Origin of the sequence: Epilithonimonas hominis (assembly GCF_003730015.1) — a bacterium.
In the GTDB taxonomy this organism is placed as follows: Bacteria; Bacteroidota; Bacteroidia; order Flavobacteriales; family Weeksellaceae; genus Epilithonimonas; species Epilithonimonas hominis.
Genome location: NZ_RJTU01000028.1, coordinates 26111 through 42872 on the forward strand (window position 1 = coordinate 26111; position 16762 = coordinate 42872).

The 16762-nt window shown below is 34.8% G+C and carries 19 protein-coding genes; 11 read left to right on the top strand and 8 right to left on the bottom strand.

The window, feature by feature from the left end:
• Positions 1 to 36 precede the first annotated feature (36 nt).
• Complete coding sequence (locus tag EGH73_RS03935; RefSeq protein ID WP_123280784.1) at positions 37 to 1602, top strand: glycoside hydrolase family 10 protein; 1566 nt, start codon at positions 37 to 39, stop codon at positions 1600 to 1602.
• A gap of 66 nt (positions 1603 to 1668) precedes the next feature.
• Entirely contained in the window at positions 1669 to 2772 is a 1104-nt protein-coding gene (locus EGH73_RS03940; protein WP_123280785.1) for a pyridoxal phosphate-dependent aminotransferase, read from the top strand.
• Between the two features lie 4 nt (positions 2773 to 2776).
• Here EGH73_RS03940 and EGH73_RS03945 read toward each other — a convergent pair whose 3' ends face one another.
• A complete protein-coding gene (locus EGH73_RS03945; RefSeq protein ID WP_123280786.1) occupies positions 2777 to 3649 on the bottom strand; it encodes an AraC family transcriptional regulator in 873 nt (290 codons plus the stop codon).
• A 165-nt stretch (positions 3650 to 3814) separates the two neighbouring features.
• Between EGH73_RS03945 and EGH73_RS03950 the strand changes: the two genes are divergently transcribed.
• A complete protein-coding gene (locus tag EGH73_RS03950) occupies positions 3815 to 4411 on the top strand; it encodes a hypothetical protein (protein WP_123280787.1) in 597 nt (198 codons plus the stop codon).
• Positions 4412 to 4531: 120 nt separating this feature from the next.
• Here EGH73_RS03950 and EGH73_RS03955 read toward each other — a convergent pair whose 3' ends face one another.
• The 3 genes from EGH73_RS03955 to EGH73_RS03965 all read right to left on the bottom strand — a co-directional run bounded on the left by EGH73_RS03955 (position 4532) and on the right by EGH73_RS03965 (position 8637).
• Positions 4532 to 6268, bottom strand: coding sequence for a thiamine pyrophosphate-dependent enzyme (locus EGH73_RS03955; RefSeq protein WP_123280788.1), 1737 nt, complete (start codon positions 6266 to 6268; stop codon positions 4532 to 4534).
• Positions 6269 to 6351: 83 nt separating this feature from the next.
• Positions 6352 to 7350, bottom strand: coding sequence for a glycosyltransferase (locus tag EGH73_RS03960; RefSeq protein ID WP_089770132.1), 999 nt, complete (start codon positions 7348 to 7350; stop codon positions 6352 to 6354).
• Positions 7351 to 7476: 126 nt separating this feature from the next.
• Positions 7477 to 8637 carry a THUMP domain-containing class I SAM-dependent RNA methyltransferase gene (locus EGH73_RS03965; RefSeq protein ID WP_123280789.1) on the bottom strand — a complete coding sequence of 387 codons (1161 nt, stop codon included), beginning with the start codon at positions 8635 to 8637 and terminating at the stop codon, positions 7477 to 7479.
• 123 nt (positions 8638 to 8760) lie between these two features.
• Here EGH73_RS03965 and EGH73_RS03970 point away from each other — a divergent pair, with 123 nt between their 5' ends.
• From EGH73_RS03970 to EGH73_RS03995, 6 genes are read left to right on the top strand one after another with little or no spacing between them, the layout of a single operon-like run.
• Positions 8761 to 9540: an SAM-dependent methyltransferase gene (locus EGH73_RS03970; RefSeq protein WP_123280790.1), complete on the top strand. Its 780-nt coding sequence runs from the start codon at positions 8761 to 8763 to the stop codon at positions 9538 to 9540.
• 3 nt (positions 9541 to 9543) lie between these two features.
• Positions 9544 to 10236, top strand: a complete 693-nt coding sequence (locus tag EGH73_RS03975) for a ZIP family metal transporter (protein ID WP_089770135.1) — start codon at positions 9544 to 9546, stop codon at positions 10234 to 10236.
• A gap of 54 nt (positions 10237 to 10290) precedes the next feature.
• The gene (gene ytxJ, locus EGH73_RS03980) at positions 10291 to 10665 is read left to right on the top strand and encodes a bacillithiol system redox-active protein YtxJ (RefSeq protein WP_089770155.1); all 375 of its coding nucleotides are present in this window, start codon (positions 10291 to 10293) and stop codon (positions 10663 to 10665) included.
• A 30-nt stretch (positions 10666 to 10695) separates the two neighbouring features.
• Complete coding sequence (locus EGH73_RS03985) at positions 10696 to 11289, top strand: Crp/Fnr family transcriptional regulator (protein ID WP_123280791.1); 594 nt, start codon at positions 10696 to 10698, stop codon at positions 11287 to 11289.
• A gap of 4 nt (positions 11290 to 11293) precedes the next feature.
• Positions 11294 to 11791, top strand: coding sequence for a thermonuclease family protein (locus EGH73_RS03990; RefSeq protein ID WP_245985408.1), 498 nt, complete (start codon positions 11294 to 11296; stop codon positions 11789 to 11791).
• Positions 11788 to 12234 carry a GNAT family N-acetyltransferase gene (locus EGH73_RS03995; RefSeq protein WP_089770137.1) on the top strand — a complete coding sequence of 149 codons (447 nt, stop codon included), beginning with the start codon at positions 11788 to 11790 and terminating at the stop codon, positions 12232 to 12234. Before EGH73_RS03990 ends, EGH73_RS03995 begins: the two co-directional genes overlap by 4 nt.
• Positions 12235 to 12282: 48 nt before the next feature.
• On the opposite strand, the gene EGH73_RS04000 is transcribed toward EGH73_RS03995, so the two are convergent.
• The 4 genes from EGH73_RS04000 to EGH73_RS04015 form a co-directional block, all read right to left on the bottom strand.
• Positions 12283 to 12531, bottom strand: coding sequence for a DUF6952 family protein (locus EGH73_RS04000; protein WP_089770138.1), 249 nt, complete (start codon positions 12529 to 12531; stop codon positions 12283 to 12285).
• A 52-nt stretch (positions 12532 to 12583) separates the two neighbouring features.
• The gene (locus tag EGH73_RS04005; RefSeq protein WP_123280792.1) at positions 12584 to 12895 is read right to left on the bottom strand and encodes a thioredoxin family protein; all 312 of its coding nucleotides are present in this window, start codon (positions 12893 to 12895) and stop codon (positions 12584 to 12586) included.
• A 103-nt stretch (positions 12896 to 12998) separates the two neighbouring features.
• Positions 12999 to 13631, bottom strand: coding sequence for a peroxiredoxin (locus EGH73_RS04010; protein WP_123280793.1), 633 nt, complete (start codon positions 13629 to 13631; stop codon positions 12999 to 13001).
• Between the two features lie 207 nt (positions 13632 to 13838).
• Positions 13839 to 15029 (bottom strand): pyridoxal phosphate-dependent aminotransferase, encoded by a 1191-nt coding sequence (locus EGH73_RS04015; RefSeq protein ID WP_123280794.1) that lies wholly within the window; start codon positions 15027 to 15029, stop codon positions 13839 to 13841.
• Between the two features lie 330 nt (positions 15030 to 15359).
• On the opposite strand from EGH73_RS04015, the gene rsmG reads away from it, so the two are divergent.
• Positions 15360 to 15995 carry a 16S rRNA (guanine(527)-N(7))-methyltransferase RsmG gene (gene rsmG, locus EGH73_RS04020; protein WP_123280795.1) on the top strand — a complete coding sequence of 212 codons (636 nt, stop codon included), beginning with the start codon at positions 15360 to 15362 and terminating at the stop codon, positions 15993 to 15995.
• A gap of 13 nt (positions 15996 to 16008) precedes the next feature.
• On the top strand, positions 16009 to 16428 hold the full coding sequence (locus EGH73_RS04025; protein ID WP_148041678.1) for a hypothetical protein: 420 nt from the start codon (positions 16009 to 16011) through the stop codon (positions 16426 to 16428).
• Positions 16429 to 16762: the final 334 nt, after the last annotated feature.

Below are 16762 nucleotides of genomic sequence, written 5' to 3' on the forward strand. Positions count from 1 at the left end.
TTGTTATTCTAATTTTATCGTTTAGTTTTGCAAACTATGCGTTTCAGATTATCATTTTTCCAAATATTATTGCTGGCAGTTTTTGTGGTTTCTTGTGCAACAAAAACTAAAAAATCAACTTCCAAATCAGATGTTAAAAAACCTGTTGTAAAGACAGAAGTTAAACTTCCGCCAAAACCAGTTGTCAAATTGGATAACATTGATTTACCTGAAATCAAAAGAGAGTTCCGTGCAGTTTGGATTGCCTCAGTGGCGAATATCAATTGGCCTTCCCGAAACAATCTTTCCGCAGATCAACAAAAGCAGGAAGCTGTTCAGCTTTTGGATTTATTGGTAAGTTTGAATTTCAATGCGGTTATTCTACAAGTTCGTCCTTCGGCTGATGCGTTGTATAAAAGCCCTCACGAACCTTGGTCTTATTTTTTAACTGGACAAATTGGTGTTGCACCTTATCCAGAATATGATCCTTTGGAGTTTTGGATTGAAGAATGTCATAAACGAGGTTTAGAATTCCATGCTTGGCTCAATCCGTTCCGTGCGCATCATTCCAATGGAGGTACCATTTCATCAGAATCTATGGTTAGAAAATCACCAGAAAATGTGGTGAGACTGAAAAACGGAATGTATTGGTTTGATCCGGCTGATGACAGAACGCAAGAGCAGGCTTCAAAAGTGATAAAAGACATCATCTCAAGATACGATGTGGATGGAATTCACCTCGATGATTATTTTTATCCTTACGCCGAATATAACGGAGGAAAAGATTTTCCGGATTACAAAACTTGGTCAGCTTACCAAAACTCTGGCGGAACACTTTCCAGAGCAGATTGGAGAAGAGCAAATGTCAACAAATTCGTGAAGCGAATCTATGACGAAATCAAAATTCAAAAAAATGATGTAAAATTTGGAATCAGTCCGTTTGGAATTTGGAAACCCGGTTTTCCTTCTGGAATCAAAGGGTCTTCTCAGTACGATGAATTGTATGCTGATGCCAAACTTTGGCTGAACCAAGGCTGGATCGATTATTTTACGCCACAACTTTATTGGCCGATTGACTCAGCAGGTCAAAGCTTTCCACTCTTGTTGCAATGGTGGAACGATGAAAATATAAAAGGTCGCCATCTTTGGCCAGGTCTTAATACTGTTGCTATAAAATCTTCGAATCCTGTTTCAGAAATTGCAAGAGAAATAGATGTTACAAGACAAATTGTAAAAAATAATACAGGCCAAGTGCATTGGAGCATAGCGGGAATCACTAAAAGTAAAGCAATGCAGGATGAACTGAAGCTAAACGTGTATAAAGATAAAGCCCTGATTCCTGAAACCAAATGGCTGTCTTCAAAAAATCTGCCGGAGTTGGATGTGACGTGGACACAACAGCAAGGTCACTTCTTACTGAATTGGAATAAACAATCTGAAGCATTATCGTACGTGCTATATCTGAAATATGGCAATACTTGGCAGACAGAAATTCTTGCTCCAGAGCTGTTGTCCAAAAAGGTTCCTTCAGAATCTAATGGAAAAAAATTATCAACATTCGTAATAAGATCTCTGAATAGATTAGGAAAACTGAATGATTATAAAGCTGTTGTCGTGAATTAAATTAAACGTTCAATATTGTTTTATAATATTTTAAAATGTTTAAATTCGGAGAAATTATTTTCCGGCATGAATATCAACAGAAGAGATTGGCTGAAAACCGCTTTTTTGGGAAGTGCAGCTTTGACACTTTCGCCATTAGAATTTTTGGCAAACGAAACTCCGAATTTCAATGAATTAAAAAACAGCAACGAAACAATTCGGCTTTGCTTTAACGAAAATCCGTTTGGAACTTCGCCCAAAGCTTTGGAAGCAATGCAGAAAAGTCTGAGTCTATCCTCTAGGTATGATTTCAAATTGGCTGATGTTTTGTGTGAGAAAATTGCTGGAAATAATAATGTCAAAAAAGAGAATATTTTGGTTTCTGCGGGTTCGTCTTTTCTTTTGGAATTGATTACCAAATATGTGTCTCTGGACAAAGGTCACATCATTATTCCAGACCCATCATTCACGATATTCGCACCTATCGCTGAGTTTCTTGGAATGTCAAAATCGGTGATTGAGCTGAACGATAAAAAGAAAATCGATTTGGAAAAGATGAAAAATTCTATCCAAAAAGACACGAAGCTCATCTACATTTGCAACCCGAATAATCCAACAGGAGATTTGCTTTCAAGACTGGAAATTGAGAATTTTATCAAATCAATTCCAGACAACATTATCGTTTTGGTTGATGAAGCTTACATCGAATTTACGACTCAGAAATCTCTCAGCGATTTGGTTGATGTCTATAAAAACCTGATTGTCACGAGAACATTTTCCAAACTTTATGGATTTGCAGGTGCAAGATTAGGTTACGCTATCGGAAACCCAAAATTAATTGTTGAATTGAAGAAACTACAAAGCTGGAGTGGTGCAGAAATAAGTGTTGTAACAATGGCTGGTGCAATTGCGGGAATGGATGATAAAGAGTTTATTTCTAAAGTTTTGGATAACAATCAAAAAGTGAAAGATTTTACGATTTCAGAATTTAATAAACGGGGAATTAAAACCATTCCATCTTCTGCTAATTTTGTTTATTTCTCATTGGAAAATTACAAAAGCGATTACTTCAAAAAGTTGAAAGAAGCTAAAATTCTCGGCGGAAAAACGTATGAAGAAAAAGGGAAGTGGACGCGGATTAGTTTGGGGACAATTGAAGAAATGCGAAAATACTTTGATGTGATTTCTTAATCTGTCAAGCCAAAATATTACTAAACTCCTTCCGATACTGAGACGGACTTTTCTGCGTATGTTCTTTAAAAGTTTTGTTGAAGTAACTGAAATTATTAAATCCGCTGTCAAAACAAACCTCGGTAATACTCATTGGTTGTTCTGCCAGTAGTTTTAGAGAATGCGTGATTCGATATTCATTCACAAATTGAGTGAACGTTTTGTTTGTAATTTTCTTAAAATATCGGCAAAAAGAAGGAACTGTCATATTGGATAATTCGGCAACGGTTTCCAAAGTGATTTGCTCCTTAAAATGGTCTTTCACATAATTGAAAATCACATTGATGCGGTCATTATCTTCTTTTTGCGTTTGCAAATAGTATTTTGAAGCATTTAGGATTTTATAATCTTGGGTTAGTGACATCTGATCCAGAACTTCAATCAGAAGAAGCAATTTGATCAGAGAATGTGATTCCGTCAATGCATCAATTTTGGGTTTCAAAGCTTTTTTAAAATCTTCCCCGAAAACAATTCCACTTTTTGCTTTTTTCAACAATGCAGAAATCCTGTTCATTTCTACAGCCTTCCAAAAATCCTGACCGAGAAATTCTTTTGAAAACTGAATCACCACTTCATATTCATTTTTTGTGTTCTCATTCGTCATTCCACAATGCGGAAGATTACTTCCGATAAGAATCAGATCGCCATCAGTAAAATAAGAAATATTACTGCCTATTTGTCTTTTACCAGAACCTTTGTGAACAAATATAAGCTCAATTTCCGGATGATAATGCCAGAAATTGGACTTTATATTTTCATCACGATGATATTTGAGACATGTAAAACTGCTTCCCACATCAGGACTAACAGATTCTAAAACTGGATTATAATGTTTCATTGCACAAAGATAAGATAATATAAATATATGTTTTATATTGTCTTAAATACTAAATTAATATTTAGTTAATGTTAAAATAGTATATACTTCTGAAAATTGAATGGTATTATAAGAGTTTAATCCTCTATAGATTTGCTTCATCATTAATCAAGTAAATCAATTATTATGAAAAATATATTAAAGTTAAGTCTAATTGTGGGTGCATTATTTTTCACAATTAACATCTCAGCAAAAGATAGAGTCTTTTCAATATCGTTAGTGGACGTCAGTTCCAAAGTTTTAAAGTTTGAGGTTGTGAATGCGGAGAATGTCTCTCTTTATTTTTATAACGATAGAAAAGATGAAATCTACTCAGAAAATCTTGGCAACAGAGCTATTGTTGAGAAAACCTATGATCTTTCTACCCTTTCCACAGGCGAATATTTTCTGGTAGCTGAATCGGAATTCAAAATAGAAAAATATAGAGTGACCATTGATAAAGATGGAAATGTGAAAGCAGAAAAAACCCCTGTACTGGCATTAAATAAACCTGAATATACGATTGAAAACAACATAGTAAAACTATATATGAACAATGTTGAAAACGGCGTCAATGTTTCCATTTCAGATTTAGCTAACAATGAATATTACAACCAAACTGTTAATACAAAAAATGGTGAGATCAATCTTAAATTTGATTTCAATGCCAATAATTCTGCTGCCTATGTTATCAGCGTAACAAAAGACGGCGCTGTGTTTAACAGACTGATTACTTTGAAATAGTTTCTCTAAACTAAGGTTATATATTATTTTCTAAAAGCTTCACATTGTGTGAAGCTTTTTTTGATTATTACAATTTAATTAAAATAAAAAAATCCCAATATCAAATTGGGATTTGTGAGATTATAAAACTTCTTTGATATGCTTATAATTGCTTGTGATAGTATCCGCAACTTCTTTGAAGTTACCATCCAGCATCATTTTTGTCATCGCAACGCCCATACCTTTCATCTGTTCCCAGCCAACTTTTGGTGGCATTGCCAGAGCATTTGGATCGGTAAAAATATTGACCAAAACTGGACCATCAATTGCTAATGCATCTTGAATTGATGTTTCTACTTTTTCCGGATCTGTAACATTGATGCCATTGATGCCGAAAGCTTGAGCCAATAACCCAAAATCTGGATTAACCACATCAGTTTCGTTATCAGGAATACCGTTAACTTCCATTTCTAATTTTACCATTCCCAAAGATCTGTTGTTCAATACAATAATCTTGATGGGAAGATTATATTGTTTGATGGTCGCGATATCTCCCAACAACATAGAAAGTCCGCCATCACCACAAAGTGCAATCACCTGCTTATCCGGATGGGACAGCTGAGCACCAATAGCCATTGGCATTGCATTGGCCATAGTGCCGTGATTGAAAGATCCTAAGAGTTTTCTCTCTCTAGTAGCTTCTAGATATCTAGCACCCCAGACACAGCACATTCCTGTATCGACTGTGAAAATGGTATCTTTATTAGCCTTTTGATTGATTGTTTCCGCTACGAATTCGGGTGAGATATGGTTTTCTTTGCCTTTATCCTCAACATAAGATCTAAGATTTTTTTTTACTTTTTGATAGAAGTCTAGTTGCTTGTCAAGAAAATCTTGATTATCATTGATTTTAATTAAAAGTAGAAGATTAATTAAAGAATCCTTTATTTTTCCAGCAAATCCTCTTGTCAATTGGGCTCGTCTTCCTAAACGCTCTGGCTTATCATCTATTTGAATAATTACTTTATCAGTAGGCATAAATTTTACATAAGGAAAATCGGTACCTAAAAGTAAAACAATATCAGCTTCGTGCATCGCTTTGAAGGCGGAAGGTAAACCCAAAAGTCCAGTCATTCCAACCTCATAAGAATTATTATATTGAATACCCATTTTTCCACGGAAAAAATATCCTATTGGTGCTTTCAGTTTTTCTGCTAAAGCAACAACTTCTGTGTGAGCTTCGGAAGCTCCTATTCCACAATAGATTGCTACTTTTTTTCCTGAATTAAGCTGATTTGCGATCCAGTTTATTTCTTCTTCTGAAGGAATGATTCTAGGATTTGTCTTGAATACGAGATCAGAACTAATGTTTTTTTCACATTTAGCCTCAAAAAGATCACCCGGAACACCTAAAACCGAAATGCCTTTTTGTGATATGGCGTGTTGAAAAGCAGCTTGTAACATTCTTGGAGCTTGTTCTGGTGTATTGGCTACCTGATTGTAAACAGAGCAGTCATCAAACAATTTGATGGTATTAGTTTCCTGAAAATAAGATGTACCAAACTCAGAACTCTCGCAAGTTGATGCTATGGCAAGAACTGGAACATTTCCTCTATTAGCTTCGTACAAACCATTAATCAGATGAACGTGTCCTGGACCAGAACTTCCTGCGCAGACCGCCAAACCATCTAGCTCAGCTTCGGCAGCCGCCGCAAAAGCACCGACTTCCTCATGTCTTACGTGGATCCATTGGATAGAACCTTCACGTTTTATAGCATCATTTAAAAAATTAAGGCTGTCTCCAGTGACAGCATATATACGTTTAATCCCTGCTTTTACAAGAATCTCTACAAATTGTTCGGCAATATTTTTTGACATAGTATTATGAATTTTACAACATCAAAATTTACAAAAAATATTCCAAGCAAATGTTTATTAATAATAAGTAAATGTTAAAGAAATCAGTGAAAATGTTTTGGAAATGCTTCTTGCGGAGTTTGTTTCAGAATATTGAGCATAAACCAAGATTTAAGAAAACCGTAACCGTATGAAAACATTTGGATGTAAGTAGAAATTATCGCCATTCCGGCAATGCTGATATTTTTTGTAACAATCAAAGCGTGCAAGAAAACTAGAAATGTATAAAGTCCATACAAAGCAAGAATCAACCCATTTTCCCAAACGAAATAATGAATAACTCCAACCAGATAACCCAACAGAAAAAGGCTCGGAAACCAAAACGTAGGTTTCACATATTTTGGATGTCTTTGATTAAGGATTGGTCTTGCACAACCGAATTGATACACTTGTTTTGAGAATTTGCCAAAGTCAGTTCGACGTTTGTGATAAACGCCAATATTATCGTAGAATAAAGTGGTGTAGCCATTTTCCCAAAACGTCATTGATAAATCTGGGTCTTCGCCAATTCTCATTTCAGAAAACCCACCAATGCTCAAAAATTTTTCCTTATTCACGCCCATATTGAAACTTCTTGGCTGAAATTTCGTCACGGCTTTTTTGTTTCCGCGGATTCCGCCAGTTGTGAAAACTGAAGTCATAGAATAAGAAATGGCTTTCTGCATCAGATTGAAACCTCTGTGCGCTTTGTCTGCACCTCCAAACGCATCACAAGGATTCTCAATAATGTTTTTCTTGATATTTTCAATGTAATCTGTTTCTACAATCACGTCAGAATCTACAAAAATCAACCATTCATTTTTCGCTCTTTTTGCACCATAATTTCTACTCAGTCCAGGCCCGGAATTCTCTTTCCTAAAAAACTGAATATCCAATTGTTCTTGAAATAATTCAACCGTTGGGAGAAGTGCTATTTTGGAACCATCATCTACAATGATGACTTCGAAGTTTTTATCTGTCTGATGAGAAAGAGAATTCAGAAGCTCGAATAATTCGTCTTTTCTATTGAAGATAGCGATGATGATGGAGATTGTTGGATTCAATTTTATAATTTAATATTTATTTCAAATTTTTGAAATGTTGTTTCGCTTCTTTATCATTTTTCTTTTTTCCATTTCCATTTGAAAAAAGATTGAAAAATTCAAAAATTAATTCGATGAGATTACCGATCATTCTTTAATTTTATGAAGTTTCTTTGTCCCGTCATACATTTCATACTGCAAAAATCTCGTCTCCAATTTCCCATTGAAAAGCTTGATTTTTCTTGAAGGTCTCAATCCAATTTTCTTCGGAGCGTCCAAGTCTGCAGAAATCAACCAAGCCAAAGTATTTGGATAATTTTGTTTGAAAGTATCTCCGATTTTCTTGTAGAAATCATCATCATTGATAGAAATTCTCTCATCATAAGGCGGATTGAACACTATTAATAAAGGGAACATATCTTTTTCTGAATCAAAGAAATTTTGTTTTCTTACTTCGATGATATCTTCCATTTCTGCTGATTCAATATTCGCTCTTGCTGCATCCAAGGCGCTATAATCAATATCGTAACCAACGATCTTTCCGGTGAATTCCTTCACACGGTTCAGTCGTACTTCTTTTATGGTTTTGAATAATTCAGAATCATAGTTTTTCCAATTCTGAAAAGCAAAATTCCTTCTGAAAGTCTGTGCTGGCAAATCCATTGCAATCATCGCCGCTTCTATCAATAACGTTCCGGAACCACACATTGGGTCTAGGAAATTACCTTTTCCGTCCCAACCAGCAAGTTGCAACATTCCGCTAGCCAAAACTTCATTAATTGGCGCAACCGTTTGTTCCTTTCTGTAACCACGTTTGAAAAGTGGGTCTCCAGAACTGTCAAGAGAAATCGAAACCAATTCTCTGTCAATATGAAGATGGAATTTGATATCCGGATTGTCTTTACTAATGTTCAGTCTTACCTTATGTTTTTCCTGGAAATAATCAACAATGGCGTCTTTCATTTTCAAAGTCATAAACTGCGAGTGACTGAATCTCTCAGAGTTCACAGTCGCATCTATCGCAAAAGTTTGATTCGGCTCCAAAAATTGGTCCCATTCAAACTTGTATAATTTATCGTAATATTTGGTCTCGTTAAAAGCTTTGAACTCCATTATAGGAACCAAAATCTTAAGAGCGGTTCTGCAAGAATAATTGAGTTTGTAAAGAAAACCAAGGTCGCCTTCACAAGTTACGGCGCGGTTTTTAACTTCCACTTTTTTACCTCCTAATTTCTTAACTTCTTCAGCCAAAACCTGTTCTAGACCAAAGAAAGTTTTGATTTGTATTTGCAGATTATCTGTATTCATAGCGCAAAAATATGGATTTTAGTTGATGGTTGTTGGTTTATAGTTGATAGAAATTATTATAACTTATAAAAACCATCAACAAACAACTATCCACTGTCCACCAAAAATCACTATTTTTGCAGGATGCAATGGTTCGAAGAATGGTTTGATACACCATATTATCATATTCTTTACAAAAATCACGATTACCAAGAAGCAGAAGATTTTCTGAATCTTTTAACTGATTACGTGAATCTTGAGAAAAATTCAAAAATAATTGATTTAGCTTGTGGAAAAGGCAGACATTCGGTTTACCTTAACAAATTAGGTTATAATGTTTTAGGGTTGGATTTATCTGAGCAAAGTATCCGTTTTGATAAACAGTTTGAGACAGAAACTTTGAAGTTTCAAGTTCACGATATGCGAAATAAAATAGAAAGTGAGCATGTAGATGCGGTTTTCAATCTGTTTACGAGTTTTGGATATTTTGAAACGGAGGAAGAGGATAGAAGTGTTTTCCAGTCTGTTTCCGATGTATTGAAGGATGAAGGTTATTTCGTTTTGGATTTTCTGAATTCTGATTATGTGAAAAATGGCATCGTTCCAAACAGTTCCATCGAAAGAGAAAATATTACCTTTAATATTCAAAAACATATTGAGAATGATTTTATTATCAAAGAAATAGATTTTGAAGACCAAGGCAAAAAGTTTCATTTTTTCGAACGTGTAAAACTGACTTCTCCAGAGAAAATTCTGAAATTTGCAGAAGACTTTGGTTTTGAATTAATCCAGCGTTGGGGCGATTATCAATTGAACGAATTTGTTGAAAAGAGTTCTCAGAGATGTATTAACTTGTTTAAATGTCAGAAGTCGGAAGATGGAAGCGTGAAGACTTCCAGCATCCCACTTCCAATTTCCATCTAAATTATGATAATTATTCTATTAATTTTAAGTGTTCTGATTGGCGTTTTTCTCGGAAAATATTTCGGAAGCAAACAACAGTTCGCCAAAAATCTTCTCATTTTAAGCGCAGGTTTCCTGATAACGATTTGCTTGAATGAAGTTTTTCCAGAAGTTTATCATTCCGAAGACCATAATATTGGGATTTTCGTGATTCTTGGAGTTCTAATTCAGATGTTATTGGAAAGTTTGACCAAAGGCTTTGAACACGGACATCTTCATCATCATTCGGATGAGCATTCTATCATTCCAGTTGCTTTGATTATTGGACTTTTTGTCCACGCTTTTATAGAAGGAATTCCTTTGTCCCACGAGAAAGAAACGTTGTCGCCTTATCTTCTGGGTATTTTATTTCATAACATTCCGATTTCTTTTGTTTTGGGAAGTTTCTTGGCACACAGCAAAAATTTTACAACCAAATTCTGGTTCATTGTTTTGGTATTTGCCTTGGCTTCACCTTTAGGAATAATTTTAGGAAAATACTTTGACGAAAATCTGAAAGTTTATTTCTTGGCAGTAGTGGGCGGAATTTTCCTTCATATTTCGTCCGTCATTATTTTTGAGAGCAACAAAAATCATAAGATGGACTGGCAAAAAATTGTCCTGGTTATCTGTGGTATTGCGCTAGCTTTAGGCGGGCATCTTTTTCATGGACACTGATTAAAAAATTTTATTTTACCAAAGGAAAATCCTAAATTTACCTAAATGTTTTTTATGGGATTTTTAGATCAAATATTCGGAAAAAAAGAAGATCAGGATCACAGTACATCGCTGTGGAAGAAAATAGAATCACAAAAAGATCTGGATGCAGCATTAGAAAAATCTTCTCAGCAAAAAGTTCTGATTTTCAAACACTCTACGAAATGCTTTATCAGCAAAACCGTACTTCGTTCCTTCGAAAAGCAAATGCAGGAGTCGGATAAAAATTTTGGTTATTATTTTCTTGATCTTTTGGCGTACAGATCTATTTCGAATGAAATAGAATCACGCTTTGACGTTGTACATCAAAGCCCGCAGCTTATTGTTTTAGAAAACGGAAAAGCGATTTACAATGCTTCTCATCAAAATATTGATCTGGATAAAATATAATACACCTCCTAAACTTAACAAAAATTGCAAATGGAATATAATAACTTTCGGAATCATCTTTCCAGAATACTAGGTGTGCCAATAGAAAGCTTGGAAATGTGCTCTTCATTTTATGAAATAAAGCACGCTAAAAAGAATGAAGTTATTCTGAGAGAAGGCGAGGTCTCTGACTGCACATTTTTCGTAGAAAAAGGACTTTTGCGAATGTATTCTATTGATAAAGCTGGAAAGGAACATGTGATACAATTTGCTCCGGAAAACTGGATTATCTCTGATACCACTAGCCAACTACTGAATGAAAAATCCAGGTTTTACATAGAAGCTATTGAGGATAGCATCATTGTGGTAACAAGAGAAGGTTTTTTTGAAAACTTATCTAAAATCTATCCCGATGTAGCAGAAAAAAATCAAAGGCTGATGTTCAATCACATCAAAAACCTACAAAACAGAGTGAATGCTTTAATCAGTACAACGGCAGAAGAACGCTATCTGGATTTTATAAAGAAATATCCGGACCTGATGCTCAGAGCACCACAATGGATGGTAGCATCTTACTTGGGAATTACGGCAGAAAGTCTGAGCCGGGTGAGAAAAGAACTGGCCAAGAAAAAATTTGAAATTTAAGATTTTGAAATATTTCCTTTTATTGCTTTTCAGCAGTGTGTATTATTTTAGTCAGGATGTGGATGCCAATTTGAGGAACCAAACTTTTTCTGCAAAAGTGATTGGCATTTCTGATGGCGACACGATGGAAGTCCTATTTAGATACAAGCCTATAAAAATAAGATTAGCTCATATTGACGCTCCGGAAAAAAGAGGAACTCAACCTTTTGGGAATAACTCAAAGAAGGCATTGTCAGATCTTTGTTTCGGGAAAATTGTGACTGTCCAATCCGAAAAATATGATCGTTACAAGCGTTTGATCGCTGTGATCATTACTGATAAAAATAAAAACGTAAATAAAGAAATGCTTCGGCTAGGAATGGCATGGCATTATAAAAAATATTCCAACAACGCTGAGTATGCTCAATTGGAAAATCTGGCAAGAAAAAATAGGGTAGGACTTTGGCAAGATCAGAATGCCATTGCACCTTGGCTATGGCGAGAAAATAAAAAGAAAAAATGAATCAAGAAATTTTAAGGGCCGAAATTACCGATATACCTGTATTATGTAAAATGATGAAGGATTTTTATGCCATAGATCATTACCCCTTCAACGAGAATCTGGTTACAAAAAATTTTGAAATATTTATTGAAAATGACAAATATGGCGAATGTTTCAAAATCATCTCTGAGGAGCAGATTGCAGGATATATTATTCTTACAAAATATTTCAGTTTCGAGTTTGGAGGCGAGATTTTGTTTTTAGATGAATTGTACATTAAACCAGAATATCAGGGAAAATCTCTCGGGAAAAAGTCTCTGGAATTCGTAAAAGACTATTCAGCTGAAAAAAAGTTTCCTGTTGTACTTCTGGAAATAGAAAACCATAATGAGAAAGCAAAAAAGCTTTATGAACATTATGGCTTCCAAAAGCATAAACGGAGTCTGATGATTCTTAAGAATTAGAAAGGCTTTAGAATTTCTAAAGCCATTTTATTATATAAAATTTATCTTTTATTTGTCGATGGAGCCCATTACTTTCTGGGCAAAAGAATTAAGTGCGTCTTTTTCACTCATTCCGTTTTTTACATTAGCGTGAACTTCTAAAGCACCGCAGATATTGGTTATCAACTCACCAGCAACATTCATATCTTCCTCAGAAACATTACGGAACTCGCAAAAACTTTCTAAAACTTCTAGCGTAGCTTCTAGTTTTTCCGGCGTTTGATTCTGGTAAAATTGTCTTATGATTGGTAATTTCATTTTAATAAATTTAGAAATTATAACATTTAGAGATTAAGAAATTTCTTAATTTTTAACCTTTTAATTCGCTGAAAAGATTGTTAAGGCTTTCAGCCTGATTGGTTTGAACCTGATTTTTCAAACTTCCCCCTTCAAATGCTGCAAAAGTTGGTAGATTATCTACCGTTGCCAATTTTCTGCTTTCCGGAAATTTTTCTGCATCCACATAATAAAAAGGGATATCTTCATTTTCTGCAGCTAATTTTTTGAACTTTGGCTTCATAATTCTGCAGTTTCCACACCAAGTTGCTCCATATTGAACCATTACTTTGTCATTCTCCTGAATGATTTGCTGTAATGTGTCTCCTGTAAGTTCTATATACATTTTTGTGATTTTTTAAATGTGATAATTATTAACTTGAAAATATGATGATTTGTTAATGAGTTGATAAAAACAAATCATCATATTATCTCATTATCAAATCGATTTAGTTTTTGCTTAGGTACTCAGCAACACCTTTTCTGTCGGCGTTCATTGCGTCTTTACCTTCTTCCCAGTTAGCAGGACAAACTTCACCATGCTTCTGAACGTGTGCATATGCGTCAACAAGTCTCAGATATTCTTTCACGTTTCTTCCCAGCGGCATATCATTCACAGACTCGTGGAAAATTCTCCCCGTTTCATCGATAAGGTAAGTCGCTCTGTAAGTTACGTTAGATCCTGTAAATACCTCGTTTCCTTCTTCATCATATTCCAAATCCTGATCTACAATTCCAAGAATATTTGCTAATTGTCTGTGTGTGTCTGCTAGAATTGGATATGTTACACCTTCTATTCCGCCATTATCTTTTGGGGTGTTTAGCCAAGCGAAATGAACTTCGTTCGTGTCGCAAGAAGCTCCGATTACGATTGTATTTCTTTTTTGGAACTCTGGCAAAGCCTCTTGAAACGAGTGTAGTTCTGTTGGACAAACGAAAGTGAAATCTTTCGGATACCAGAATAAAAGTACTTTTTGCTGATTATTAACCGCTTCTTCGAAGATGTTGATTTTAAGATCATCACCCATTTCACTCATTGCATCAATTGCTACATTTGGAAATAATTTACCTACTAATGACATAATATTTAAGTTTAAATTGTTTATTTAAATTTTCTGTGACAAAATTAAACAGATTTTATGAATTGGAAAACAAAATGTAATTTATAAAATCTATCGAAGTGAAAGATATGTCTCGACTTGAATTTATACCAAATTTCGGCAAAAAACATTAGAAAAAAAATGATGAAACTCATAAAAAAATCCGCTTTAATAAAGCGGATTTAATTATTAAAACTGATCAAGACAATCTTTAATTCGTCTCATGGCTTCTCTCAGTTCTGCTTCAGAAGCTGCATAAGAAAAACGAATACATTCTGGACTTCCAAAACTTACACCGCCTACACAACCAACGTGTGCATTCTCCAGTAAGAACATGGCAAAATCATCTGAATCTTTAATTTCTGTTCCATTAAGATTCTTTCCGATGAAATAAGAAATGTCTGGGAAGAAGTAGAACGCACTTTTCGGAAGATTGCATTTGAAACCTTTGATGTCTTTCATCAAATCAAAAACCAAATCACGTCTTTTATGGAATTCTGAAATCATATACTGCAACTCAGACGGATCCATTTGTAAAGCAGTGATAGAAGCTCTTTGAGCAACTGTATTTGCGCCACTGGTCATTTGTCCCTGAACTTTGTCACAAGCACTTGCAAGCCATTCTGGACAAGCAGAATATCCGATTCTCCAACCCGTCATTGCAAACGCTTTACTCATTCCGTTTATCACTGCTGTTTGCTCATAAACTTGAGGGAAACTTGCTATAGAAACGTGCTCTCCTTCATAATTGATGAACTCATAAATTTCGTCAGAAATGATTGTTACATGCGGATATTTGGCCACAACATTGGCGATAGCTTCCAATTCTTCTCTTGTATAGAAACTTCCAGAAGGATTACAAGGCGAACTATAAAGTAAGGCTTTGGTTTTTGGCGTGATAGCTTTTTCTAATTGTTCAGCAGTAATTTTGAACTCTGTTTCAATAGAAGTTTCAATGAAAACCGATGTTCCACCAACCAATTTTACCATTTCGTCATAACTCACCCAATATGGAGCAGGAAGAATCACTTCATCTCCGTCATTCACAATTGCCGACAGAACATTGATGATGGATTGTTTTGCGCCATTTGAAACACAAATTTGAGTGGGTTTATAATCTAGATTATTATCTCTTTTCAGTTTTGCAGAAATAGCTTGTCTGAGTTCTAAAAATCCTGGTACAGGCGAGTAGTGGCTGTAGTTTTCATTAATAGCATCAAAGGCTGCTTGTTTAATTTTTTGCGGAACATCGAAGTCTGGTTCTCCCAAAGTTAAACTAATAACATCTATTCCTGCGGCTTTCATCTCGCGCGCCTTATTACTCATTACAAAAGTCTGAGAATAGCTCAGCCTGTTTAATCTGTCAGAAATCTTACTCATTATCAAAAGAATTATATTAATTACTTATAAATAAACAAATATAATTTTTTATCTCAGAAAATGGAGTTTGAAAAGTCTATATTTTAGTAATTCAATTTCTTATTCGTTCTAAATCAATACTTAACAAAAATATAGAATGTTCCCTAATTGAGAATAGTTATTTTACTGTTTGATTTTATTTTAATAAAAGTTTAAAATTATCAAAACATGCTCAAGGTAAAACAAAGAGTACATGTTTTTGTTTTCTAAGGCTCATTTTAAAACAACATTGTCAAATTCCCAACGGTATTTTTTTATAGATATTAACAAATCTTTTCATAATTTCGCCTTATGTCTTTAGAATTAATTTTACAATATTTCCCAAATATTACCAGCGAACAAAAAAAACAATTTGCAGAACTAGAAGTGCTGTACAAAGATTGGAATGAGAAAATCAACGTGATTTCCAGAAAAGACACAGACAGTCTTTATGAGAAACATATTCTTCACTCTTTAGGAATCGCAAAAGTGATGGCGTTTGCAGATAATACCAAAGTTTTGGATATCGGAACCGGAGGCGGTTTTCCTGGAATTCCTTTAGCAATTTTATTCCCTAATGTACAATTCACTTTGGTGGACAGCATCGGAAAAAAAATCACAGTGGTAAAAGGTGTTGCCGAAAGTCTCGGACTGAAAAATGTGACTGCTCATCATATGAGGGCAGAGCAGTTAAAGGAAAAATTCCATTTTGTGGTCAGCAGAGCCGTAACGCAGATGCCGGTTTTCCTAACTTGGCTGAGAGGAAAATTTGAAAAAGACCAATTCAATCCAAAGCATAACGGCGTTCTTTATCTAAAAGGCGGAGAATTAGCCGAAGAATTAGCAGGATTGAAAGCAGAAATTTTCAGTTTGAAAAATTATTTCGAAGGCGAATTTTTCGATACCAAAAAAGTAGTTTACCTTTCAAAAGGTAACTTCAATAACTAAATTAGAAATGATTATGAAGAAAGTATTTATTTTATCAGTTTTAGCGGTGTTTTTAGCATTTGCCGTTTCGTGCAAGGACAATGATGATTACAGCCAGATTGAAGAAGTTTTTGCAACCAAAATAGACAGCGTGAAAATCCCGATGGATACAATGTCTCTGGGTGTCACGCAGGAGATTTTAGCCTATTCTACGTTCAAAAAAACTTGTGAAGGTATTTACAGTTACGATTATAATTACACCAACGATTCGGTCCGCACAATCGCCAATTTTGCTTACAAAACCAATGACGTTTGTGGCGACGGAACTTATGTTGATGGTAGCAGAATTAACTTCAAACCCATAAAAATAGGAACTTATACTTTCAAATTCTGGACAGGAAAAGACACCGCTGGAACCAATACTTTTCTTGAGAAAAAAGTGGTTGTAGAATAATTTGAGGAGCTTAATCCCGCTTTCCACTATATTTTTTTTGTCATTGCGAACGAAGTGAAGCAATCTGTTGAACATTTAGCCATCGCAATAGCAAAAAAGGATGCCGTTGCAAAACGAAGTTTAGACGATGCACATAGAAATATAAAAGTAAGAGTCAATCGGGGCTAGGGATTTTGTCATCCAAATAAAGTTTTAAAATCAAAAAGAAATTAACCACAACTTTTGTCATTGTTTGATAAGCGAAGCGTCTTTGCGAGCTTAAAAATGTTTTCAATATTTTCAAAAAATATTTGCGGACTTTACGTTTAAATGAATCAAAAAATAATTAAATTGA

Bases quoted from the DNA above. Each gene is read 5' to 3' on its own strand.
- EGH73_RS03935 (WP_123280784.1), top strand. From the start codon at position 37: ATGCGTTTCAGATTATCATTTTTCCAAATATTATTGCTGGCAGTTTTT.
- EGH73_RS03940 (WP_123280785.1), top strand. From the start codon at position 1,669: ATGAATATCAACAGAAGAGATTGGCTGAAAACCGCTTTTTTGGGAAGT.
- EGH73_RS03945 (WP_123280786.1), bottom strand. From the start codon at position 3,649: ATGAAACATTATAATCCAGTTTTAGAATCTGTTAGTCCTGATGTGGGA.
- EGH73_RS03950 (WP_123280787.1), top strand. From the start codon at position 3,815: ATGAAAAATATATTAAAGTTAAGTCTAATTGTGGGTGCATTATTTTTC.
- EGH73_RS03955 (WP_123280788.1), bottom strand. From the start codon at position 6,268: ATGTCAAAAAATATTGCCGAACAATTTGTAGAGATTCTTGTAAAAGCA.
- EGH73_RS03965 (WP_123280789.1), bottom strand. From the start codon at position 8,637: ATGAATACAGATAATCTGCAAATACAAATCAAAACTTTCTTTGGTCTA.
- EGH73_RS03970 (WP_123280790.1), top strand. From the start codon at position 8,761: ATGCAATGGTTCGAAGAATGGTTTGATACACCATATTATCATATTCTT.
- EGH73_RS03975 (WP_089770135.1), top strand. From the start codon at position 9,544: ATGATAATTATTCTATTAATTTTAAGTGTTCTGATTGGCGTTTTTCTC.
- ytxJ (WP_089770155.1), top strand. From the start codon at position 10,291: ATGGGATTTTTAGATCAAATATTCGGAAAAAAAGAAGATCAGGATCAC.
- EGH73_RS03985 (WP_123280791.1), top strand. From the start codon at position 10,696: ATGGAATATAATAACTTTCGGAATCATCTTTCCAGAATACTAGGTGTG.
- EGH73_RS03995 (WP_089770137.1), top strand. From the start codon at position 11,788: ATGAATCAAGAAATTTTAAGGGCCGAAATTACCGATATACCTGTATTA.
- EGH73_RS04000 (WP_089770138.1), bottom strand. From the start codon at position 12,531: ATGAAATTACCAATCATAAGACAATTTTACCAGAATCAAACGCCGGAA.
- EGH73_RS04005 (WP_123280792.1), bottom strand. From the start codon at position 12,895: ATGTATATAGAACTTACAGGAGACACATTACAGCAAATCATTCAGGAG.
- EGH73_RS04010 (WP_123280793.1), bottom strand. From the start codon at position 13,631: ATGTCATTAGTAGGTAAATTATTTCCAAATGTAGCAATTGATGCAATG.
- EGH73_RS04015 (WP_123280794.1), bottom strand. From the start codon at position 15,029: ATGAGTAAGATTTCTGACAGATTAAACAGGCTGAGCTATTCTCAGACT.
- rsmG (WP_123280795.1), top strand. From the start codon at position 15,360: ATGTCTTTAGAATTAATTTTACAATATTTCCCAAATATTACCAGCGAA.
- EGH73_RS04025 (WP_148041678.1), top strand. From the start codon at position 16,009: ATGAAGAAAGTATTTATTTTATCAGTTTTAGCGGTGTTTTTAGCATTT.